Below are 23,985 nucleotides of genomic sequence, written 5' to 3' on the forward strand. Positions count from 1 at the left end.
CGACATGTATGGTTGAGTCATTTTTTATATCTTTTCGGATAGAACTAGTTGTATCTGAGTGATACTCATACATTAGATATACGTTGTTATGTGGTATAATGAAAGGTATGATGAAGGAGTGATGTCATGAAATTGTTAGCCATAGACTTAGATGATACATTGTTACGTGATGATAACACTGTGTCTGACTATACAAAAACAGTGCTTCAAAAAGCACAGCAGAAGGGAATTGAAGTTCTCATTGCCACAGGTCGTATGTACCAAACAGCATATCCCGTAGCACATCGCTTAGGCTTAGGTGATGTACCGATGGTACTGTATTCTGGCGGTATCATTCAACGTGTGGAAAGTAAGGAACTCATTTGGGAACGAGCGATTTCACCAGAGGTAGCACGCAAAGTATTAGCCATTGCAAAAGAGCATAATATCTATATTCAGTCTTATATTGATGATGAACTATTAGTGCATAGTGAAACTGAGTTTTCTCGCCTTTATGAAGAGATTACAGGTGCTAAGGCTATGTATGTAGGAGATGCTATCTATGAACCTAAAAAAGGAGCTAATAAGCTATTAGTAGTAGAAGAGCCTGAACGCATGGCAGAGGTCATTGAGATACTTTCTAGAGAAGTAGGAGATGTAGTGGACTTAGTTCGATCTAAGGTGAACTTCTTGGAGATTGTAGCCCCTCATGTGTCAAAAGGAGAAGCCCTAGCTTTCATGGGTGAACGATTAGGCATCGGCTTAGAAGATATGGTATCCTTTGGGAATTCGGAAAATGATATTTCTATGCTAACAGTTACGGGCCATTCTGTGGCAGTAGGAAATGCAGAGGATCATGTGAAGACAATCGCCAAAGAAGTATGCGATACAAATGAAAAAGATGGCGTTGCGAAATGGATCGATGCCAATGTGTTATAACATGGACTAGGAGGGCCGTATGGAAGGATTTCGTTTAATTATTGTCACTGGCATGTCAGGAGCGGGGAAAACGCAAGTCATGCAAGTGTTAGAAGATATGGGGTATTTTTGTATCGACAATATACCTCCTGTATTAATTCCAAAATTTAGTGAAATTTGTCGTCAAAGTGCAGGCACTAAAGTGAGTCGAGTAGCCTTAGTGGTAGATATCCGCAGTCGTGAATTTTTTGATGATTTAAACAGTGCCTTAGATGATTTGACGGCTATGAGTGTGCCTTATGAAATTGTGTTCATGGAAGCCAGTGATGATACATTAATTCGTCGTTACAAAGAAAGCCGTCGAAGTCATCCGTTGGCGCCAGCTGGTCGAATCATTACAGGGTTAGCACAAGAGCGGTCATTATTAGAAGATGTGCGAAGCAAGGCAGACCATATCATTGATACCACAAATATGAAAACATCTAGCTTGAAATCGTACATGAGACGTACCTTTAGCCATGTACAAGAGCAAACTGATGGCATGGCAATTACGGTGGTAAGTTTTGGGTTTAAATTTGGCATGCCTATCGATGCAGATATGGTATGGGATGTACGATTTTTACCGAATCCGTACTATATTCCAGAATATCGACATAAATCGGGTCGTGTGCCAGTAGTGAAAGAATATATTCATTCCTTTGAAGTGACACATGAATTTAAAAACCGCTTCTTTAATACCTTGGACTTTCTAGTGCCGAACTATGAACAAGAAGGGAAAAGTCAGTTTATTGTTGCCGTAGGGTGTACGGGTGGTATGCATCGTAGTGTGGCCATGGCAGAGGCTTTATATACCCATTTAAAAGAAAAAGGCTGCAATGTATCTGTAGAGCATCGAGATATGATGCGAAATCATGTGGAAGAAGATGTGAATCCACGTTCTCAAGTAGATCTATAAAGAAAGGAGTGAGATAGCCAGTTGGTTATCTCTCAAGCCTATGAAATATAATAATTGGATGCGTTGGTTTGCACCTGGTATTAATATTAAGCGGTGGTTATTTCTCTTTTCTCTAGGTACCATATGGCTTGTTGTGGGCGTTCTCATGATGATGAACTACCAGTGGTTTAGCAGTTTTGAAGATGTCTTTTTAGAATTTCTTTTTCACCTGACTGGCTCCTATAACTATACAGTGATAGCTACTATTGGAGTTGCTGGGATTGTACTAGGTATACTTGCTATGCTGTGGGGGATCCGAAAAATTATTCAAACTATCGTGGGAGCGATTTTGCCAGATACAGAAGATGGTGTGAGTGATTATATTTTTGAAAAGATACGATTAGGTCAAGGGCCTAAAATTGTAGTCATTGGTGGTGGAACTGGATTGTCTATGCTTCTCCGGGGATTGAAAAGTAAGACCACGAATTTAACAGCTATTGTTACGGTAGCAGATGATGGTGGTTCTTCGGGGCGATTGCGAGAAGATTTCCAGATGATTGCCCCAGGAGATTTGAGGAACTGTTTAGTAGCGTTGGCAGAAAAAGAAGGCCTCATGGAAGAGCTCTTTCAGTATCGATTTACAAAAGGTGTGGAATTATCTGGCCATAGTTTTGGTAACTTATTTTTGACAGCTATGACACAGGTGCTACATGATGATGTAGAAAAAGCCTTAGAAGCATCGAGCAAAATATTACAAGTTCGTGGTCGTGTCATACCGTCTTCCACAGAAGAAATTAAATTAATTGCAGAGTTGACAGATGGTACGATTGTAGAAGGGGAAAGTAATATCCCTAATGGCGGAAAGCCAATTGCGAAAGTATATACACAGCCTGAAAGACCATCTCCTGTAGGGGCTGCCTTACAAGCCATTGATGAAGCAGATGCGATTATTTTAGGACCAGGTAGTTTATACACTTCGGTGATGCCTAATTTATTAATCGATAAGGTAGCAGAACATATTGCAAATGCCAAAGCGGCTACGATTTATATTTGTAATGTTATGACACAGCCTGGTGAGACAGATGGTTATACTGTATCTGACCATGTGAAAGCTATTGAAGCTCATAGTGAAAAAGGAATTATAGATACGGTACTAGTCAACGATAATCGGATCCAAGATGCTACGTTAGAGCAATATAAAAAAGCAGGGCAAGAACCTGTTGAGGTAGATATGGATGCGTTGCAGTCTATGGGCGTTCGTACAATACGGGCGAACCTAGTGGATAGCCAAGATAAGGCTATACATAATTCTGAACGATTAGCAAAAGTTGTGATGGATGTGGTATATGCATTACAAACAGATATTGAGCCACATATTTTAGAATATTATTTACAACGAGATGATCATTGATATTAAAATAGAGCCTATATAGGCTCTATTTTGAAATAGTATGTAATTTAGAGAGGAAGCGGTTATGTCATTTGCAGAAGATGTAAAAAATGAATTATGTCAATTTAAAACGGATGATGCATGGGCAGCTAAAGTGGAAGCCTCTTGTTTACTCCGTATGGGTGGGTCAATTTTATTAGGCATGCAAGGTAGAGTAGGCGTGCGATTAGTGACCGCTAACAATGCAGTAGCACGACGTGTATTAGCTATTATTAAAGAGCAATATGACTTGCCAACGTCGGTATTGATTCGAAAAGGCTTAAACTTACGCAAGAAGAATATGTATACCTTAACCGTAGAACCTACTGAACCGAGTCGACTGGCACTGGAAGAACTTCAGTTATGGCCGGTGGATGCCATGATTCCCGATGAATGGCTTAAAGATTTAGAATCTCGTCGAGCTTTCTTACGTGGCGCCTTTCTCGGTAGTGGATCTGTGAATAAACCGCAAAGTGATTACCATTTAGAGTTTATGACAACGAAAGAGGACTTTGCGGATCAGATAATTCGGGTCCTTAAAATGTTCCGCTTACATGGAAGAAAGGTGGAGCGAAAAGAAGAATTTGTGGTGTATCTAAAAGAGGGTGATGCGGTGACATCATGCTTGCAAATCATGGGAGCTCAATCGGCATTGATGAATTTTGAAAATGTTCGGATCATGAAAGATGTACGGAATACAATCAATCGCCAGGTTAACTGTGAAACAGCCAATCTACAAAAAACGGTCAATGCTGCGGTTCGCCAATTAGATGCGATACGGATTATTGAAAAACATCAAGACCTTGATACATTACCAGTGCGATTGTATGAAGCTGCATTACTTCGTAAAGAGTTTCCCGACGGAAGTTTGCAAGAGTTAGTAGATGCCTATGAAGCGACATATAAGCGAGAATTAACAAAATCTGGGATTGGTCATCGATTGCGCAAGTTAGAGGCCATAGCTTTGCAGTGGGAGCCTAATGGGTTAGACATAGAATAGAGGAAGTATGAAACAAGCAACATGGAAACATCGTATTGTAACGAGTATAGTAACACTGTTAGGATTAGGCTCAGTGTATGGTCAAGCACCGAGTACAGTAAATATTGATGAGTTTACATTCACGCCATTACAGGTAAAGACGTTAAAAGAAGTGAATACATTGTTACTATCAGATAGCCCAGAATATGTGAAAGAACCAGGTATCGTAGCGGCAGGTACATTGGAGGGGCATAGCCGAGTTTATTTTTATCATGTCAACGAACATGAGGCTGATAGAAAGATTGGTATTCTTCTTGAAAATAAAGGGACGCAACCAGCGTTTGTACAAATTGAGCGTGCTGTCTATGCTAAGCCGAGTCCAGACTATTTTAAAGTAGGCAGAGAGCTTTCAAAAAAAGAGTTGGAAACGGCGACTCATCAATTAGGCAAATGGGAGCATTACGGCGTGAAATTACCTGTGCGTTCTAACAGTTTGAAAAAAGAAATACAACAGGATAGTCAGCGAATCCAACAAAAAGAAAAAGAATACAAAGGCTTAATGAAGGCTGCTATGGAGTCGGAGGGGAAAAGAACGAAAGTTTCTTTCGGACTACATAGAGATGCAGAAGAAACCTCATTTGTATTACATCCAGGTGAATCTAGACAGATCTTTGGAAAATTAGATTCTGTTATGGTTCATAAAGATGATTTGTTTAGCGGTATAGTTGATTTTACAACGACTCAACCATTGTATGCATACGTAGCTATGATGGAACCGAAGTCTACCGTTGAGTTTGGGTTGCCATTATTGCTAGTGCATCCTATTGATGATGTGGAGCTAAGAGGAACGTATATGGGTCGAGATCGCTTGCATATAGTAGAACCTCGCTATAATAGTGATGCTGGTCCAGGTGCATTTGAAATTGCTAATGATCGAGAAGATGCTTTTATACCAGGGATAGATGAAACATCAAATCGGAAAGTGGTTAAGAACAAAGGTAATTATGGTGTTACTAATACGTACTTAATTCAAACGGAAGGGAAAACGCCCTATGCCTTGTATTTTAACCCGTTAGGTGGGGCCTTTAGTGGTTCTTTTGCCATTACTTCTTCTAAGGGAACCCGTACGTATCATATTCCTAACAAAGGAAGTTATTTGGGCCATGAAACGATATACGATACTCAATTGCTAGATACCTTTGATAAACCAGAAGACTTGCTGTTGGAATATATGTCACCAGGGGCTTCGAACTTGCCGGTGCGATTTTTACTGATTCCACAAGTAGAGTCAAACTTGTCTAAGGATGGCACGACAAGTTATGTAGCTGATTTAGTTCGTAGAATTTTAGGAAAATAATCAATATAAAAACAAAAGAATCCATTAGTTTTTATGAAAAAAGGGTTGAATTAATCTGTGTTTTAAACTAATATATATCAGTAATATGCAAATTTACTCATATTGAATGATTTATTTACTAATTAAAATAATCCAAAAGGGAAAATTATATATTGACAATCATTGCTAATTATAAATATAATGAGATAGAAATGATACTCAGATTAAAGTAGGCGATGTAGTTCGGCGAAGAGGCCCATTTGTTAGTCGTATGAGACAGCAAATGGGCTTTTTTAAAGGAGAATTATGAAACAAACTAAAACAAAATCATTAGAAAAGTATAAACCCAAGGTAATGGATTTACATATGCTCTCTTCCACTGATGTAGATGGTGCTACTGTATATGAAATGAATATGCCCCATGGAAATGCGAAAATGATTAGTCATTTTATATTTGATGGGGTGGAATTGACATTTCAGGAAGTGTCTATGAAGGAAATTAAACATCAAGCGAAGCCTTTAGAAGGAATGTTTGAAATACATTACTGTAAAGAAGGACGTATAGAATGTGCATTTGATAATGGTCGTATTTTATATATGGATGAAAATGATGTTTCCGTAGGTTGGAAAGAATCCCCCGGGTATGTACACTCTACAAAATTTCCGACGTCTTATTATAAAGGAATCAATTTATCCATATACATTCCAAAGGCACAAGCTATGGTTAATAAGTTTGTAGGTCATGATCGTATTAACTTGAGAGAGATTTGCAATCGCTTCTGTCAAGATTTTGAGTTTGGTTTTGTGTGCCGCAGAGAGTCTAGATTAAGTGAAATTTTTAAAAGCCTCTATGATTTACCGAGAGATATCAAGTCTAATCTATTCCAATTGAAATGCATGGAAATTATACTACTTCTTAGTACTATGACCGCAGATCGTGATTGTTGCATGCCGTACTTTGAAAGAAAGCATGTTGAGAGTGTAAAAGAAATGCATGAATTTTTGATAAAAAATTTAAACGAAAAACCGACCATAGAAGAACTGGCAAAAATGTATGGATTAGCCCCGACAGCTCTGAAAAAATGTTTCAAAGGCATTTACGGTACTAGCATACATCAATATATAAAACATGTACGAATCAAGGAAGCAGCAAAAGAATTATTAAAGTCAGATGAGAGTATTCTCAGCATAGCCAATAAGTATGGTTATGAAAATGCTAGTAAGTTCGCCGAAGCATTTCGGGGTATTATTGGTTGTAAACCTAGTGAATATAGGAAGAAAAATAAAATGTCGGAATGGAGCGGTTAAAAGCTTTTTAGAGTAGATTTAAAAATAATAAATTTGATATCATAACAACAGCTGATAAAAATTATCATATTTTTTAGGGAGGTAACAACATGGACAGCCTTTTATACATTGTACATTTATTTAACAGCGGTGGATTAGTAATGTATCCATTAGTCATTTTATCAATCATTGTCATTGCCATTGGGATTGAGCGACTCACTTATTTTAAAGCTAATACAGCATCATTAAAAGAATTCAGTCACGATGTCTACTATGCAGTTAAAGAAAATGATTGGGCGAAAGCAAAAGAATTGTGTGCAGAGAATAAAACTGCTACAGGTCGTATTTTAAATGCAGGTTTAACATATTCCAAAAATGAAACTAGCATGAAAAATGCTTTCTCTGAACAAATGATGATTGAAGCATCTCACTTAAAAATTCATTTAGATTACTTGAGTGCGATCGTAACGATTTCTCCATTGTTGGGTTTATTGGGGACAGTATCTGGTATGATTGGTACATTCAGTGTCTTGGATAATGGTGCTGGTGCATCTGCTATTTCAGGTGGTGTAGGGGAGGCCTTGATTGCCACAGCAACTGGTTTGCTTGTAGCGATTTTAGCATTCTGTATATACACATACTTTAGCCATCGTATGGATGCAATCATCAATGATACAGAAACATTATCTGTAGTGTTATTAAATGGTATGAAAGAACAATGGAGTGATTCTCATGTTTCAAAATAGTCGATTAAAAATGAAACCTGAGTTCATGATTGTGCCAATGATTGATATCATTTTCTTCTTACTGGTTTTCTTTATGATGAATAGTATTGAAACCGTGGCACAAAAGTCCTTGGGTGTACAGTTACCACAAGCACAATCAGCAACACAAGTCAAACAAAGTCCTATTATTTTAACACTAGACAAAGAAGGACATATTTTGATTGACTCTAAACCGTATAGTATCGATGATGCACGTAGCTATATCAGTAGCAAAGTGGGTGAAAATCCAAATACGGCGGTACTATTGCAAGCAGATAAAAATACGCAACATGGATTCGTGGTTGCCATTATGGATATGCTAAAAACTATTGGGGTTAAGAAGTTCTCAATTGCGGCTAGCTAGAAAGGATGAAGCATGGAACAATTTATTTCCTGGAAAAAATCCTACTTGATTTCCATTTTGATCCACCTTCTATTAGCCGTTGTATTAGGCCTTACGTTGGTATCTGTGGTGGAACACAAACAAACTGAAAATGCCTTTGAAATTGATATGTCCATATCCGAAGATTTGAAAGCTTCTGCCGGTGGTGGTGGCGGTGGTGGTGGAGTATCCTTCCCACAACCACTTTCACAAGAAGTTGTACAAGCGAAAGTGCAAGCAGCACAACAAAGTATTTCATCTCCAGTACCAGTAGAAGATGCGGTGAATGTGCCTACATCTACATCCACTTCTGCAACAGGTAGTAGTGATGGTACTTCGAGCAATCAAGGCACTGGTGGTGGATCTGGTGGCGGTAATGGCACTGGAAACGGTACTGGTGATGGAGATGGTACAGGCTCTGGTAGCGGAGGCGGTTCTGGATCTGGCAGCGGTGGTGGCAATGGAGATGGTGTAGGTACTACATCTGGTAATGCTCCATTTGACTGGGCAGGATTCGTAGCTACAGTACAAGCTAGAGCACAAGGTTCATACCCTCCAATGGCAATCAAACGTAACCTACAAGGTAGCGTAAGTGTTAGTGTAACCATTGACGCCGGTGGTAATATTGTATCTGTTTCTGCAGGTGGTGGACCAGGTATTTTAAATAGTCATACCCAGGATGTTGTCTACGGTATAGGGAACTATCCAAATGGTAGTGGCGAAACAGTATCAAACTCGTTCACGGTGTATTACACATTGAACGGTGAATAGTGCTAAAGCACTGGAAATAATTCAGGAGGAATTATGGATTTAAAAGCATTATTTGACTCCATGTCGGAGGAACAACGTAATATACAATTAGGCTTTGACACGGCAACGCCGTTAACACACGCATTTACAAGTAAGCGTGCGGTTCATGCAGGGTTAAGTGGCCGTCCATTAGAAAAGGAAGAGGCCCAACGCGTATGGAATGAATTAATGCAACAGCCCCCTACGCCAGGTCAAATGCAAACAGCCTATATTCATATCCCTTTCTGCCAAACGAAATGTACATATTGCGGATTCTATCAACATGCAACAAATCAAGATGCAGAAGATAGATATGTAGATATGCTATTGAAAGAAATTCAAATGGCAGCAGATCAACCTCGTTTTCGTGATGGATTGATTCACACAATCTTTATCGGTGGTGGTACACCAACATCGCTATCTGCTCATAATGCAAAACGCATGTTGGCTGCCATCCAACAATATTTCCCATTGGCTAATGACTATGAACTAACATTAGAAGGTCGTATTCATGACCTAGTGCCAGAAAAAATGGATGTATGGATGAGCCATGGTGTCAACCGTATGTCCTTAGGAGTACAGTCTTTCCATACTCATGTACGTCGTCAATTGGGCCGTTTAGATGATCAAGATACAGTATTGTCTCGATTGGAACAATTGAAAGCATACCAACAATGTTCTGTAATCGTAGATTTAATCTATGGATTGCCAGATCAAACGATGGACGTATGGATGGAAGATTTAAAACTTCTTGAACAATCCGCAGCAGATGGCATGGACTTGTATCAATTAAATGTCTTTGAAAATAGTGATTTACAAAGCCTAATTGAGCGCGGTAAAGTGAGCCCAGCAGCTACTACTAAAGAACAAGCGTTAATGTATGAAGCAGCTGTTAAGTATTTAATGAAACGTGATTTCACACGTTTGAGCGCAGCCCATTGGAGTCGAGCACCACGTGAACGCTCTATGTACAACACAATGGCGAAAGCTGGATACCCAATGTATCCATTTGGTTGTGGTGCCGGTGGTAATTTAGGTGGATATATGACAATGTTACACCGTGTATTACCTCCATACGAAGCACTTGTAGAAGAAGGTAAAAAACCATTTATGGTTCTTATGAAACAATCTGAGCTACAAGAATTTTCAAATTATGTAATTAGTTCCTTAGAAAGAGGCGTTCTAAATTTAGATGCTTTGATCAAAATGGATCCAAAATTAGAAGATTTACGTTGGTTACTTGATACTTGGGTAACACGTGGTCTGATGGAATACAATGGCGTGTTGTATCGCTTAACAACTGCTGGTGGATTCTGGCATGTAAATATTACGCAAACTGTCATTGAATGTGTTCAATACATCTTAACGGGTGAAAGCACATTGTTACATGAAAATATTGCAGCCCAAAACCATGGTGGCAGACCGAAAGATCATCCACATGTAGGTGGTGGTCATCCTGAAGGAGTGGCGAAACATCCACACGGAAGCGGTGGTCATCCATCAGGTGTTCCGAAAGGACATCCAGCAGGAGTTCCAATGGGCGGACATCCAGCAGCGGGTGTGCCTAAGCATCCACATGGAGCAGGCGGACACCCAGCAGGTATCCCAAAAGGACATCCAGAAGGAGTTCCAATGGGCGGACATCCAGCGGGTGTACCTAAGCATCCACATGGAGCAGGTGGACACCCAGCAGGCATCCCAAAAGGACATCCAGAAGGAGTTCCAATGGGCGGACATCCAGGGGATGTTGAAACTACGCGTGCCCATGGTACAGTAGGTCATAGTCCATTTAAGAAAAATATTTAGGTAGTATCTATTACAGGTGAACTCCTACACACCTTACCAAACCAAAATATATAGTTTCCTGTAATAGTTCTATAGCCACCTTTTTGGTGGAGTCAGGTATACCAAGATCAAAGTTGACAAGACTGCTATCATACGTTGATACGTTTAAAATCACTTGTTTATGTGCAGTGTCCGTAGGCTTTGCCTACGGACGTATATCTGATATACATTGTGTATATTTGTATCTGAGGATACCGATATATAATGATTTAATTAGTATATTTAATACAGAGTGTATAATAGTATATGTAAAAGGAGCACACTTTTTAAAGGTGTGAAAAAATTAATGAAATCAATCGTAATTTACTCAAGCCGTACAGGCAATACAAAAATGGTAGCAGAAGCTATTGCAAGTGCTTTACCTGAAGGTACTCCATGCGTAACTGTAAAAGAAGTTCCAGCTGACTTAGCATCTTATGATGTAGTATTCATGGGATTCTGGGCGGACCAAGGTAATGCAGATAAAGCGGCACAAGCTGTGATTAAAGAAATTACAAATGAAAAAGTAGCTTTATTCTGTACTTTAGGGGTTCCTCCAGTATCTCCTCATGCACAAGAAACTGTAGAAGCAGCTGCGAAATTGTTACCAAATGGCCAAACCCCAGTAGGTTACTTCAAATGCCAAGGTAAAGTAGATCCAAAAGTAATCGAAATGATGTACAAAATGTTCCCAGAAGGACATAGCCATGGTAAGAGCGCTGAACGTGATGCACGTCATGCACAAGCTGCATCTCATCCAGACGAAAATGACTTAGCTAATGCAAAAGCATTCGCTTCCGAGGTTGTGAAATCAATTTAATAAAGTTGTTAATGCAATAGCGAATACAACTGTGTAATAACGACTGTATCCTTTGCACGAAGATATGTGACATATTTTTGTGTGATAGGATACAGTTTTTTTGTGCTTAACATAATATAATTAATTAAAGTTTATATTATTTTTAAAAAATATAGATTATAAGATTGATTATTCATATATTTTTAGTATATAATAAAATAAATCTATATTCTATAGAATATAGATTTATAGAAATATAAAGGAGTGATAGTATGTCATATTATATTGATATAAATTGTGATTTAGGTGAAAGCTTTGGCGTATATACTATGGGTATGGATGCAGAAGTATTACAATATGTTACTAGTGCTAATGTGGCTTGCGGCTGGCATGCAGGAGATCCTATGGTCATGTTAAAGACGGTGGAAATTTGTAAGCAGGAAGGTGTTGCTGTAGGTGCTCATCCAGGTTATCCAGATCTATTGGGGTTTGGCAGAAGGCATATGGCGATACAGCCAGAAGAGGCCAAAGCTTATATGGTATATCAGGTAGGCGCTTTACAGGGGTTTTGTAACTTATATGGACTTACATTACAACATATAAAGTTGCATGGCGCATTTTATAATACAGCCTGTGTGACACCTATCCTAGCAGATGCGATACTCGATGGAATAGCAGCCATGAACCCTTCTTTGGCGATTATGGCATTAAGTGGAAGTTATATTACAAAAGCAGCACAGAAGAGAGGTATTTCTGTGATACATGAAGTATTTGCAGATCGAGGCTATACAGAAGAGGGAACATTAGTACCACGTTCGGAACCTGGTGCCTTTATTCATGATCCTAATGAAGCAGTAGAGCGTGTGTTGCGAATGATTAAAGAAGGAACCGTTATTACAAACACAGGTAAAAGCATTCCTATTCAGGCAGATTCAGTCTGTGTTCATGGGGATAATCCACAAGCCATTGAGTTTGTTAAGGGATTGAGAGAGGGACTTATTAGAGAAGGAATTACCCTGAGTAGTTTTCAAGCTAGATAGAAGGAGTTATATACATGAAACCATTGACAAATAGTAGTAATATATCAGTTTTGTTAGGAGCAGCATTTTTAATGGCTACATCTTCCATTGGACCTGGCTTTATGTTGCAAACAGCGGCATTTACATCAGAATATAAAGCGGATTTTGGATTCGCTATTGCTATATCAGTTATTTTTTCGATTATAGCTCAATTAAATGTTTGGACTATTATCAGTGTTTCTCGCATGAGAGGACAAGATATTGCCAATAAAATCTTACCGGGACTGGGGTATGTAGTAGCGTTTTTAATTGCTCTAGGTGGCTTAGCATTTAATATTGGTAATATTGGTGGGGCTTCCATGGGATTGCATATCATATTGGGGATTGATGCCACTACTGCAGCAGCTATTAGTGGAATCATCGGGATTGCTTTATTTGCATCTCCTAAAATTGGAGGAGCCCTCGATATGACGGCTAAAGTGTTAGGGACAGTTATGATTGTGCTCATCGGGTGGATTGCATTCTCTACACACCCTCCTGTACAAGAGGCCATGACTCATACAGTTATGCCTGATACGTATCCATGGTTAGCAACATTGACGTTAATTGGGGGGACTGTAGGTGGTTATATTACATTCTCAGGAGGACATAGACTCATCGATTCCAACATTACAGGTGAGGAGCATTTGCCTGATGTTAGAAAGTCGGCGTTCTTAGGTATGTCTGTAGATGCATTAGTGCGAGTTCTATTATTTTTGGCTGTATTAGGCGTAGTATCTAGTGGATTTGTACTTGATCCCAAAGACCCTGCTGGCTCAGCATTTTTGTTAGGAGCAGGGCCTATAGGATATATTATTTTTGGAGTTGTATTTTTCTGTGCGGCTATTACATCCGTAGTAGGTGCAGCGTATACGTCAGTATCTTTTCTAAAAACGTTATTTTCTGTAGTAAAAGCTTATGAAAAGTTAACGATCATGCTATTTATTGCAGTTTCAACATGCATTTTAATTTTTATTGGAAAACCAGCAGCACTTTTAATTCTAGCAGGTTCTATTAATGGGCTTATCCTACCTATCACATTGGCAGTTATGTTAATTGCTACACGTAAAACCAATATTGTAGGTACCTACAAACATCCTACATTATTATATTACGCTGGATGGTGTGTCGTGCTAATTACAGCCTACATTGGTATAACTTCTTTAGAAGGAATTACAAAATTATTACATTAATAAGATAGTTCTTCTACAAAGCTGTATACAGCATGAACGTTGATGCTGCTACGTAGAAATGAGGGTATATATAATGGATATGATTTCACCTGTTGGGGATACAGCGCTATTAATATCATTTGGAGATGTAATTTCACCAACGATTAACTATAAAATACGGCGAATGATAGAGATGATAGAGGATATGAAAGACCCGTCGATACGGGAGATAATCCCGGCCTATACATCCTTGTTAATACAGTATGACGCGCTAGAGTCTTCTTATAAAGAACTTAAAGCAAGATTGGAACCTCTCGTGTCTATACCAGTTGAAATATCAGAAGAGGATTGTGTAACTGTCATTGAGATTCCTACTTTATATGGTGGAGAATATGGGCTAGATCTTCCTGTTGTAGCTGCGCATAATCATATGTCAGAAGATAAGGTTGTTTCTATTCATTCTGGACGAGATTATTTGGTGTATATGCTAGGATTTATTCCTGGATTTGCCTATTTGGGTGGAATGGATTCTAGAATTGCAACACCTCGTCTGCAGACTCCTAGACAATCTATACCAGCTGGTTCAGTAGGTATTGCAGGTGAGCAAACAGGTATCTACCCAAGTCAATCTCCAGGTGGTTGGCAGATTATTGGGCGCACACCGATTACTATGTATGATCTTCAAAGAGAGGTACCGTCATTACTTTCAGCAGGTCAATATGTTAGATATGTTCCTATTGACGAAGAGTCATTTCTCGATATAAAGAAAATACAAAATCAGTATGTACCTATATCACGGGTGATTAAGGTAGGTGAGTTACGTGGATAAATATATAGGCAAGAGGGCCTCAATCGAGATACTACAGCCAGGGTTATTTACAACTGTGCAAGATGCGGGACGAACAGGTTATCAACAGTATGGTATGCCCGTAGCAGGACCGATGGATATAGAAAGTTACTTGCTGGGACAGGCTCTAGTTGGAAATAAAACGAACGTAGGCTCTTTAGAATGTACTGTTCTTCCTCCAACCATAGAAGTTCATGGTGAGTGTATTGTAGCTTTTACAGGCGCTAATATGAATCCTACTATTAATGGAGTACAGGTATCGAGATATATACCGTATATCTGCCAAGATGGAGATCTTATTTCTGGAAGTGTTACTGAATGTGGGATGCGTATGTACATATCATTTTGCGGAGGTATTGATGTTCCAGCTATTAATGGGAGTGTGTCAACGCATACGAAAGCGTGTATAGGAGGCTATGAAGGCCGGTCTTTGCAACGAGGTGACCAGCTGTCTTTGCATGCTTTTGTTAGGGGTGCATTAACACAATGTGATATCACTGATACAGCGAATCGATTATTTAATTCAGCGCTTTATAATCGGGGTGGCCGATATTGTCATGAACCGTTTCGGGTTGTACTAGGAGAACAAGCCAAGCACTTTACAAAAGAAGGAATAAAAACATTTGTAAATAGTTCTTATGTGTTAACAGATCAATGTGATAGAATGGGATTTAGATTGGAAGGACCTGAGATTGCTCATGTGAAAGGTGCTGACATTATTTCTGATGGAGCCGTGTTCGGTTCTATACAAGTTCCATCGAATGGTAAACCTATTATTTTGATGGCAGACCGACAAACGACGGGAGGATATACTAAGATTGGAACCGTTATATCAGCAGACTTACCTCGCCTCAGTCAGCTACCAGTGGGAGATGAAATTCAATTTGAATTAGTATCTATTGATGTAGCGCAAAAAATTTATCGTTCGTATATGGCTAAATGGGGAGCATTACATCATTTGGCGCGTAGACAAAGTCGTTATGTTTTTAGAGTGAAGTCTAGCAATTCTTGACGTTTTTAATGATATACATTATAATAATATCTAAGCTTAACATCGGTACGAGAGACCGAAAGCAAACATTGTAAAACCTTTTAAATTAGTCCTGTGAGGCTAGTAAGGGAACATAGTGAAAGTAATGCTATAGGTCTACCTATATGGTGGATTTAATTGTGATAGATAGAACTATGCGACCTCTTGCCTTCGGGTGAGAGGTCTTTTTGCATATAAAGACATAGTACAAAGGAGGCTGTAATGGGAGACATTAGCTTAAAAGGTAAGCATCTATTGGGACTGCAAGGTCGCACAAAAGAAGAAATTGACCTCATTTTACGGGTAGCAAAGAAAATGAAGAAAATTATCCTTTCAGAGGATAAAAAATATCCATTGTTAAAGGGTAAAGCTATTATTAACTTGTTCATGGAAAATAGTACTAGAACGAGAAGCTCCTTTGAATTGGCAGGGAAATATTTAGGTGCCGATGTCATCAATATTACAAAAAGTGGCAGCTCTATGGCCAAAGGCGAAAGCTTCCGTGATACATTGCTTACTGTGTCCTATATGGGGACAGATGCTATCGTTATGCGCTCCAGCGAAGAAGGATCTCCTTTGTACGCTACGAAATGCGTAGATCCTATCATCATCAATGCTGGTGATGGTGCTCATGAGCATCCAACACAAGCCTTGTTAGATATGTATTCTATTTTAGAACATAAACCAAGCTTAGAAGGATTGAAAGTTGTCATCGTAGGCGACATCATGCATAGTCGTGTAGCACGATCCAATATTTATGGATTGAAAACGATGGGGGCAGATGTACATTTGGCTGGCCCTAGAACGTTAGTCTATCCAGAACTTGAAAAATTGGGGGTCACCGTTCATCATGATGTACGAGAAGCAGTGAAAGATGCAGATGTTGTAAACGTACTTCGCATTCAACTAGAGCGTATTAATTCTGCCTTATATCCAAGCAATCGTGAATATGCGAGAATCTTTGGAATCAATAAATCTGTATTAGCTAATGCGAAAGATGATGTACTAGTACTACATCCAGGACCGATGAACCGAGGCCTTGAGATTGCGCCAGATGTGGCTTATGGCGATGAATCAGCGATTCAAGAGCAGGTGCGAAATGGTGTAGCTATCCGCATGGCAGTATTATACTTAACAATTATGGGAGGTGACGGCAGTGAGCTTGTTGATTAAAAATGGTACAGTAGTTAACCCTGCGAAAGGGCAACATGAAATTGCAGATATTCTAATAGAAAACGGTGTCATTACCAATATAGGTCAAAACTTGCAGGCAGATAATGCGGAAGTTTATGATGCAACAGGTCTTATTGTAGCACCGGGGTTGATAGATATTCATACACATTTGCGTGAGCCAGGCCAAGAAGCGAAAGAAGACTTCCACAGTGGTACACAAGCTGCTGCAGCTGGAGGATTTACACGCATTGCCACTATGGCAAATACAAATCCTGTTGTAGATAATTCTGCCTTAGTGCGTGGTTTACGTAAACAAGCAGAATTGACTGGCGTTGTGAAAGTTGAATTCATAGGAGCTATTTCTAAAGGTCTTCAAGGCAAAGAATTGACTGAAATGGGTGATATGGCAGAAGCTGGTGTAGTGGCATTTTCTGATGATGGACATTATGTTGAGAATGCAGCGTTTATGCGTCGTGCATTGGAATATTCGTCTATGTTTGGAAAAATGGTTATCGACCATGCCGAAGAATGTAGCTTAACTTGTGAAGGTCATATGCATGAAGGCATTGTTTCTTACGAAATGGGCGTCAAAGGTCGTCCTGCTGTGGCGGAAGACCTAGCGGTGGCTCGTGATATTATGCTAGCAGAAATGACAGGTGGTCATATTCATATCGCTCATGTGAGTACGAAAAGTGCAGTTGACCAAGTGCGTAGAGCAAAAGCGCAAGGTATTAAGGTCACTTGTGAAGTGACGAGCCAACATTTGGCTTTCACAGATGAATATTTAAGAGATTACAATACAGATTTTAAAATGGCGCCGCCAATTCGTTCCGAAGATCACCGTAAAGCGTTACTAGAAGCCTTACAAGATGGAACGATTGATGCCATAATTACAGACCATGCACCACATGCGTATGAAGAAAAAGACGTGGAATTCTGCTGTGCAGCGAATGGTTTCACGGGACTAGAAACATCATTTGCAGCGGTGGTAACACATGTATTGAAACCAGGGATTTTGTCCATCGATGATATCGTTAACTTGATGAGTACAAAACCTGCTCAATTAATCGGTGTAGATGCAGGCGTACTAGAAGTAGGAAAACCGGCAGATATTTCCGTATTATCTCTAGATGAAACATGGACAGTAGATAGAAATCAATTTTATACACGTGGCAAATCATGCCCATTTGATGGCATGACATTGCAAGGTAAAGCTAAATTAACAGTAGTAGATGGACAAATTGTAATGAAAGACGGGGTTGTAACAGAGTGAAAGGTAAATTAGTACTAGAAAATGGAACTATCTTCGAAGGTACTTTATTAGGCGGTATGCCTATCGTCGGCGAAGTAGTATTTAATACAGGTATGACAGGATACCAAGAGATTTTAACTGACCCATCTTATGCGGATCAAATCATTACGTTGACGTATCCATTGGTAGGTAATTATGGTGTGACACGGGAAGTAGATCAATCCTCTAAACCATACTGTAAAGCCATGATTGTAGGAGAGTTATGTACATTCCCAAGTAATTGGCAAAATGAAGGTGCTTTTGAAGAGTATATGCGTATGCATGGTATTCCTTGCTTATATGATGTAGATACTCGTGCTATCACTCGTGCTATCCGTAGTCACGGTGTTATGAAAGGTGTTATATGTCCAGTAGATACACCACAAGATAAAATTGATGCTCTATTGGCACAACCATTGGCAACGGATCATATCATGCGGGTTACAACAAAATGGGAAGGACATCGTGGTAGTGATACAGCAGAGTTCCATGTAGCTGTATATGACTTTGGTATCAAAGAAAATATTTTACAATCATTGGAAAATGAAGGCTGTAAATTAACTATTTTCCCAGCCAATACAAAAGCGGAAACAGTGATGGCTTGCAAACCAGATGGCATTTTCTTGTCCAATGGCCCTGGAGACCCAAAAGATGTGCCTGAGATTGTAGAAGAAATTAAAAAATTAGTAGGACAAAAGCCAATATTTGGTATCTGCATGGGTCATCAATTGATTGCACGTGCCTTTGGTGGTGAAACGTATAAATTACGATTTGGACATCGTGGTTCTAACCATCCAGTAAAAGATTTAGATACAAATCGCGTATATATTACGTCTCAAAATCATGGCTATGCAGTCGATGAAGCTAGCTTAGAAGGGTCTGGTTTACGTGTATCTCATCGCAGTGTCAACGACGGAACTGTAGAAGGATTAGTGCATACAGAATTACCAATTATGTCTGTTCAATATCATCCTGAAGCATCACCGGGACCAACAGATAATGTATACTTGTTTGAACGTTTTAAAGAATTAATGAGAAGGGGTTAATGATGGAAAAGAAAAAAGTCCTCGTTATTGGTTCTGGTCCAATTATTATTGGACAAGCCGCAGAGTTTGATTATGCAGGTACACAAGCATGCCAATCCCTTCGAGAAGAAGGCTATGAAGTAGTGTTGGTAAACTCCAATCCCGCTACAATCATGACAGACCGTGATATTGCGGATCGCGTATATATCGAGCCGATTTCCTTAGAATTTGTTACAGAGATTATTCGTAAAGAGAGACCATTTGGTGTACTAGCTACCTTGGGTGGACAAGTAGGTCTGAATATGGCTGTGGAACTTTCAGAAGCGGGCGTATTGAAAGAGTACAATGTACAATTATTAGGTACTACTCTTGAGGCGATTAAACAGGCAGAAGATCGTGAGTTGTTCAAAGAAGCGATGAAACGCATTAATCAACCAGTTCCTGAATCAGATATTTTCAGCGATGTAGCACAAGCTGTGGAATTTGCAAATCGTATTGGGTATCCTATCATCATTCGTCCTGCCTATACATTAGGTGGTACTGGCGGTGGTATTGCTCATAACGAAGAAGAAATGTACATGATTGCACTTCGTGGTATTAAATTAAGTCCTATTCATCAAATTCTTGTAGAACGCTCTGTTGCAGGGTGGAAAGAAGTAGAATATGAAGTGATGCGTGACCGTGCGGATAACTGTATTATCGTATGTAACATGGAAAATATTGATCCAGTAGGCGTACATACAGGCGACTCTGTGGTTGTGGCACCATCACAAACATTGAATGATACACAATACCAAATGCTTCGTACGGCCTCTGTAGATATTATCCGATATCTAGAAATCGAAGGCGGTTGTAATGTACAATATGCCTTAGATCCATATAGCAATCAATATTATGTAATCGAAGTAAATCCACGTGTATCTCGCTCCTCTGCCTTGGCTTCTAAAGCAACAGGCTACCCAATTGCTAAAGTAGCGGCGAAAGTGGCTATCGGCATGACATTAGATGAAATTACAAATGCCGTAACTGGTGAGACAAAAGCATGTTTCGAGCCATCTTTAGATTATGTAGTAACTAAATTCCCACGTTGGCCATTTGAAAAATTCAACTTGGCGGATCGTACATTGGGAACACAAATGAAAGCTACTGGCGAAGTTATGGCGATTGACCGTACGTTAGAAGGTTCTTTACTAAAAGCGATTCGTTCCTTGGAAATTGGGCTAGACCACATTGAATTGAAAAAAATTGCCCATGAGATGCCAGAGCAATTGATTGAACGATTGCAATTAGTCGATGATGAGCGTTTATATGTCATTGCACAAGCACTTCGTGTAGGCATTAGCGTCGAAAAAATTTGCTACATTACAAAAATTAACTCTTTCTTCATTAACAAAATTAAAAATATTGTGATGGTAGAAAAAGACTTGTCTGCGAATGGTATTACGGAAAGTAATTTAAAATTAGCGAAAAAATATTCCTTCCCAGATAAAGTGATTGCTCGCTATGCAAACTGCTCTCCTGAAGACGTATTGGCAAAACGCAATGAGCTTGGCATTCATCCGACTTATAAATATGTAGATACTTGTGCAGCAGAGTTTGAAGCGCATACACCATACTACTATAGTGCGTATGCTACAGAAGATGAAGTTGTGCCACGTGGTGAAAATAGTGTAATCGTTCTTGGTTCTGGCCCAATTCGTATCGGTCAAGGTGTGGAGTTCGACTATTGCTCCGTACATTCTTCTTGGGCATTGCGCAAGGCAGGCATGAAATCCATTATTATAAACAATAACCCAGAAACGGTAAGTACAGACTTTGATACATCTGACAGTTTGTACTTTGAACCGTTGACGGTAGATGATGTAATGGAAATTATCCGTAAAGAAAATCCAGTGGGGGTTATTGCTCAGTTCGGTGGACAAACAGCCATAAACTTAGCAGGCCCATTAGCAGAACGAGGAGTAAATATTCTAGGTACATCTGTAGATAGCATTGATATGGCGGAAGACCGTGAACGTTTCGATGAATTATTGGCAAAATTAGAAATTCCTCGTCCAGTGGGTGCATTGGTTACGAGTGATGAAGAAGCATTAGAGGCGGCAAAACGTCTTCAATATCCATTGATTGTACGTCCTTCCTATGTATTAGGTGGCCGTGCTATGGAAATTGTGTATAATGACCAAGAATTAGATCGTTATATGAAAGAAGCTGTAGTAGCATCGAAAGACCATCCAGTGTTAATCGACCGCTATATGGTGGGTATGGAAGTAGAAGTAGATGCTATCTCTGATGGTATCGATGTATGCATCCCTGGTATCATGGAACAAGTAGAGCGTGCCGGCGTACACTCTGGTGACTCCATCGCAGTATATCCAGCACAGCATTTATCTGACGAATTGACAGAACAAATCGTAGATTACACACGTCGCATCGCCAAAGGATTGAATGTAAAAGGTGTATTGAATATTCAATATATCGTGGTGAATGGTGAACTTCATGTCATCGAAGTAAATCCACGTTCTAGCCGTACTGTACCTTTCATCAGTAAAGTAACCGGCATCAATATGGTAGAATATGCGACACGCATCGCATTAGGAGAAACATTAGAAAGCCTAGGGTTGCCAACAGGCTTAGTGCCAGCTCGTCCACATGTGGCGGTGAAAGCACCAGTATTCTCCTTCTCTAAAATGGGCTTAGTAGAAATTGCCTTAGGACCAGAAATGAAATCCACTGGTGAAGTTATGGGCATCGGTCGTACCTATGCAGATGCTTTATTCAAAGCTATTCACGGTGCCAACATGCGTATCCCTGATAAAGGCAATATCTTGATGACTGTAGCAGACCGTGACAAAGAAGAAGCGGCTCGCTTGGCAAAAGGTTTTATCGACTTGGGATACCATATTATGGCTACCGGCGGTACAGGTCGTTATTTCACAGAACATGGTGTAAATTGCACAGTGGTAAATAAAATTTCTGAAGGCAATCCAAACTGCGCTGACTTCATCCGAGAAGGTAAAGTAGACTTAATGTTGAACACTTTGACATATGGTAAAAAACCAGAGCGTGAAGGATTCCAATTGCGCCGTTTAGCCGTAGAAATGGGTGTACCATGCTTGACATCCTTAGATACAGCTCGCGAAGTATTACACGTAGTGGCAAGCCGTGCTACAGCAGGTGATGCTATCACTGTTGATGCCGTACAAGATTATGAAATGGAGTAATCACGAATGAGTGGATATGTAGAAATGGGTCGAGTGATCCATAATACACAAATAGGTAGCGATGTATGGCGCATGTTAATCTATGCACCAAAACAAGCTAAAGAGGCACAGTTAGGACAATTTTGCAATGTTCGCGTCACAGGGGGCACAGCACCCCTGTTGCGTCGCCCTATTAGCTATGCTGGCTTTGATGCGGAATCAGGCACAATCGACTTATTGTACCGTGTAGTAGGTAAAGGGACAGAGTTGATGACGAAACTGCAAGAGGGAGATACCCTAGATTGCTTAGGGCCACTAGGAGAGCCGTTCACAACAGCGGATAAAATGCTATTAGTGGGTGGTGGTGTTGGTATTGCGCCGATGCTATGCATTGCTAATCGATTAGAAGCAGGTCAAAAAGCCCATGTTATCTTGGGGTTCCGAAACGCTAGTGAATCCTTCTGGGCAGATTTGTTCAAAGATAGCCCTGTGACGGTCCATATCACTACAGATGATGGTTCATTAGGTACAAAAGGATATCCTACGACAGTGATGGAAACGCTGATGAAAGAACATCGATTTGATGCAGTATTAACTTGTGGACCGACACCGATGATGAAAGGCGTAGCCACCGTGGCACAAAGTATGCAGGTGCCATGCCAAGTCTCCCTAGAGGAGCGCATGGGTTGCGGAACTGGTGGTTGCGTAGGCTGTGCTTGTCAGGGTAAAAGCGGTAAACGCTATAAAGTCTGCAAAGATGGCCCTGTATTCCCGGCTGAGGAGGTGTTTTTCTAATGGCAACAGTAGATCCTAGATTAGCCGTAGAGTTCTGCGGTATTTCTATGAAAAACCCTATCGTAGCAGCATCGGGGACCTTTGGATTTGGACTCGAATATGATGGGTACCTAGATTTGAATACAGAGATTGGTGCTATTTCTGTAAAGGGATTAACACCGACAGCGAGACCAGGTAATGCAGGTGTTCGTATTGCTGAAACACCATCTGGTGTGTTGAACTGCATTGGCTTGGAAAATCCAGGGGCAAAAGCCTTTGTAGCAGATATTTTGCCTACCTTGGCACAGTATGAGGTGCCTATTTTTGCAAATATTTCTGGCAATACCTTAGAAGAATATGAGTTTATGGCGAAAACGTTGACGGTGGAAGGGGTAGCAGCACTGGAAGTCAACATTAGTTGCCCGAATGTAAAATGTGGTGGCATGGCCTTTGGCGTGCAAGCAGATAGCGCAGCTGCAGTTTGTAAAGCCGTCAAATCCCATACAGATTTACCGGTGATTATGAAATTATCACCGAATGTAACGGATATCGTAGAGATTGCTCGTGCTGTAGAAGCAGCCGGAGCCGATGGTATTAGTATGATCAACACTTTGTTGGGTATGTCTGTAGACTTACGCACACGAAAACCGCTGTTGGGTAATATCTATGGAGGCTTATCGGGTCCAGCGGTAAAACCAGTGGCATTGCGATTGACACACCAAGTGGCGAAGGCCATCGATATCCCTATCATGGGTGGTGGTGGCATCATGACCGGTGAAGATGCGTTAGAATTTATGTTAGTAGGAGCTGACATCGTGTCTGTGGGGACGGCTACGATGGTAGATCCACGAGCAATAGGCATCATTGCCAAAGAGATGAGTGCCTATTGTGAAAAAGAACAAATTGCTCATGTACAAGATATTGTAGGGGGCATTATCGTTCCATAAAAGAGATTAGAGAAGAGAATATTGATTGAGGCAATATAAAAAGGACTA

At 40.1% G+C, this 23,985-nt stretch carries 21 protein-coding genes; all 21 read left to right on the plus strand.

Features of this window, described 5'->3' with window-relative positions; all coding sequences use genetic code 11:
• Positions 1-126 precede the first annotated feature (126 nt).
• The 21 genes from EO115_RS04785 to EO115_RS04885 all read left to right on the plus strand — a co-directional run bounded on the left by EO115_RS04785 (position 127) and on the right by EO115_RS04885 (position 23,937).
• Entirely contained in the window at positions 127-918 is a 792-nt protein-coding gene (locus EO115_RS04785; RefSeq protein ID WP_126937845.1) for a Cof-type HAD-IIB family hydrolase, read from the plus strand.
• Positions 919-937: 19 nt separating this feature from the next.
• Positions 938-1,852: an RNase adapter RapZ gene (rapZ, locus tag EO115_RS04790; protein WP_126937846.1), complete on the plus strand. Its 915-nt coding sequence runs from the start codon at positions 938-940 to the stop codon at positions 1,850-1,852.
• Positions 1,853-1,892: 40 nt separating this feature from the next.
• Positions 1,893-3,242 (plus strand): gluconeogenesis factor YvcK family protein, encoded by a 1,350-nt coding sequence (gene yvcK / locus EO115_RS04795; RefSeq protein ID WP_126937847.1) that lies wholly within the window; start codon positions 1,893-1,895, stop codon positions 3,240-3,242.
• Positions 3,243-3,306: 64 nt separating this feature from the next.
• Entirely contained in the window at positions 3,307-4,260 is a 954-nt protein-coding gene (gene whiA, locus EO115_RS04800; RefSeq protein WP_126937848.1) for a DNA-binding protein WhiA, read from the plus strand.
• A gap of 7 nt (positions 4,261-4,267) precedes the next feature.
• Complete coding sequence (locus EO115_RS04805; protein ID WP_126937849.1) at positions 4,268-5,596, plus strand: hypothetical protein; 1,329 nt, start codon at positions 4,268-4,270, stop codon at positions 5,594-5,596.
• Between the two features lie 285 nt (positions 5,597-5,881).
• Positions 5,882-6,883, plus strand: a complete 1,002-nt coding sequence (locus EO115_RS04810) for an AraC family transcriptional regulator (RefSeq protein ID WP_126937850.1) — start codon at positions 5,882-5,884, stop codon at positions 6,881-6,883.
• Between the two features lie 89 nt (positions 6,884-6,972).
• Positions 6,973-7,608: a MotA/TolQ/ExbB proton channel family protein gene (locus tag EO115_RS04815; protein ID WP_126937851.1), complete on the plus strand. Its 636-nt coding sequence runs from the start codon at positions 6,973-6,975 to the stop codon at positions 7,606-7,608.
• The gene (locus tag EO115_RS04820; protein WP_126937852.1) at positions 7,595-7,990 is read left to right on the plus strand and encodes a biopolymer transporter ExbD; all 396 of its coding nucleotides are present in this window, start codon (positions 7,595-7,597) and stop codon (positions 7,988-7,990) included. The genes EO115_RS04815 and EO115_RS04820 overlap by 14 nt, the downstream gene beginning before the upstream one ends.
• Positions 7,991-8,002: 12 nt before the next feature.
• Positions 8,003-8,779: an energy transducer TonB gene (locus EO115_RS04825; RefSeq protein ID WP_126937853.1), complete on the plus strand. Its 777-nt coding sequence runs from the start codon at positions 8,003-8,005 to the stop codon at positions 8,777-8,779.
• 33 nt (positions 8,780-8,812) lie between these two features.
• Complete coding sequence (gene hutW / locus EO115_RS04830; protein WP_126937854.1) at positions 8,813-10,603, plus strand: heme anaerobic degradation radical SAM methyltransferase ChuW/HutW; 1,791 nt, start codon at positions 8,813-8,815, stop codon at positions 10,601-10,603.
• Between the two features lie 325 nt (positions 10,604-10,928).
• On the plus strand, positions 10,929-11,441 hold the full coding sequence (locus EO115_RS04835) for a flavodoxin family protein (RefSeq protein WP_126937855.1): 513 nt from the start codon (positions 10,929-10,931) through the stop codon (positions 11,439-11,441).
• Positions 11,442-11,692: 251 nt separating this feature from the next.
• Positions 11,693-12,460, plus strand: a complete 768-nt coding sequence (locus EO115_RS04840) for a LamB/YcsF family protein (RefSeq protein WP_126937856.1) — start codon at positions 11,693-11,695, stop codon at positions 12,458-12,460.
• A 14-nt stretch (positions 12,461-12,474) separates the two neighbouring features.
• Positions 12,475-13,671: an NRAMP family divalent metal transporter gene (locus EO115_RS04845; protein ID WP_126937857.1), complete on the plus strand. Its 1,197-nt coding sequence runs from the start codon at positions 12,475-12,477 to the stop codon at positions 13,669-13,671.
• Between the two features lie 70 nt (positions 13,672-13,741).
• A complete protein-coding gene (gene pxpB, locus EO115_RS04850; RefSeq protein ID WP_126937897.1) occupies positions 13,742-14,479 on the plus strand; it encodes a 5-oxoprolinase subunit PxpB in 738 nt (245 codons plus the stop codon).
• Positions 14,472-15,509, plus strand: coding sequence for a biotin-dependent carboxyltransferase family protein (locus tag EO115_RS04855; protein WP_126937858.1), 1,038 nt, complete (start codon positions 14,472-14,474; stop codon positions 15,507-15,509). The genes pxpB and EO115_RS04855 overlap by 8 nt, the downstream gene beginning before the upstream one ends.
• Positions 15,510-15,749: 240 nt before the next feature.
• Entirely contained in the window at positions 15,750-16,700 is a 951-nt protein-coding gene (locus tag EO115_RS04860; RefSeq protein ID WP_126937859.1) for an aspartate carbamoyltransferase catalytic subunit, read from the plus strand.
• On the plus strand, positions 16,684-17,973 hold the full coding sequence (locus tag EO115_RS04865) for a dihydroorotase (RefSeq protein ID WP_126937860.1): 1,290 nt from the start codon (positions 16,684-16,686) through the stop codon (positions 17,971-17,973). The genes EO115_RS04860 and EO115_RS04865 overlap by 17 nt, the downstream gene beginning before the upstream one ends.
• Entirely contained in the window at positions 17,970-19,037 is a 1,068-nt protein-coding gene (gene carA / locus EO115_RS04870) for a glutamine-hydrolyzing carbamoyl-phosphate synthase small subunit (protein WP_126937862.1), read from the plus strand. The genes EO115_RS04865 and carA overlap by 4 nt, the downstream gene beginning before the upstream one ends.
• A gap of 2 nt (positions 19,038-19,039) precedes the next feature.
• Complete coding sequence (carB, locus tag EO115_RS04875) at positions 19,040-22,237, plus strand: carbamoyl-phosphate synthase large subunit (protein ID WP_371413259.1); 3,198 nt, start codon at positions 19,040-19,042, stop codon at positions 22,235-22,237.
• A 6-nt stretch (positions 22,238-22,243) separates the two neighbouring features.
• Positions 22,244-23,011, plus strand: a complete 768-nt coding sequence (locus EO115_RS04880; RefSeq protein WP_126937864.1) for a dihydroorotate dehydrogenase electron transfer subunit — start codon at positions 22,244-22,246, stop codon at positions 23,009-23,011.
• The gene (locus EO115_RS04885; RefSeq protein WP_126937865.1) at positions 23,011-23,937 is read left to right on the plus strand and encodes a dihydroorotate dehydrogenase; all 927 of its coding nucleotides are present in this window, start codon (positions 23,011-23,013) and stop codon (positions 23,935-23,937) included. Before EO115_RS04880 ends, EO115_RS04885 begins: the two co-directional genes overlap by 1 nt.
• Positions 23,938-23,985: the final 48 nt, after the last annotated feature.

The organism is Veillonella sp. CHU740 (assembly GCF_003992055.1).
In the GTDB taxonomy this organism is placed as follows: domain Bacteria; phylum Bacillota; class Negativicutes; order Veillonellales; family Veillonellaceae; genus F0422.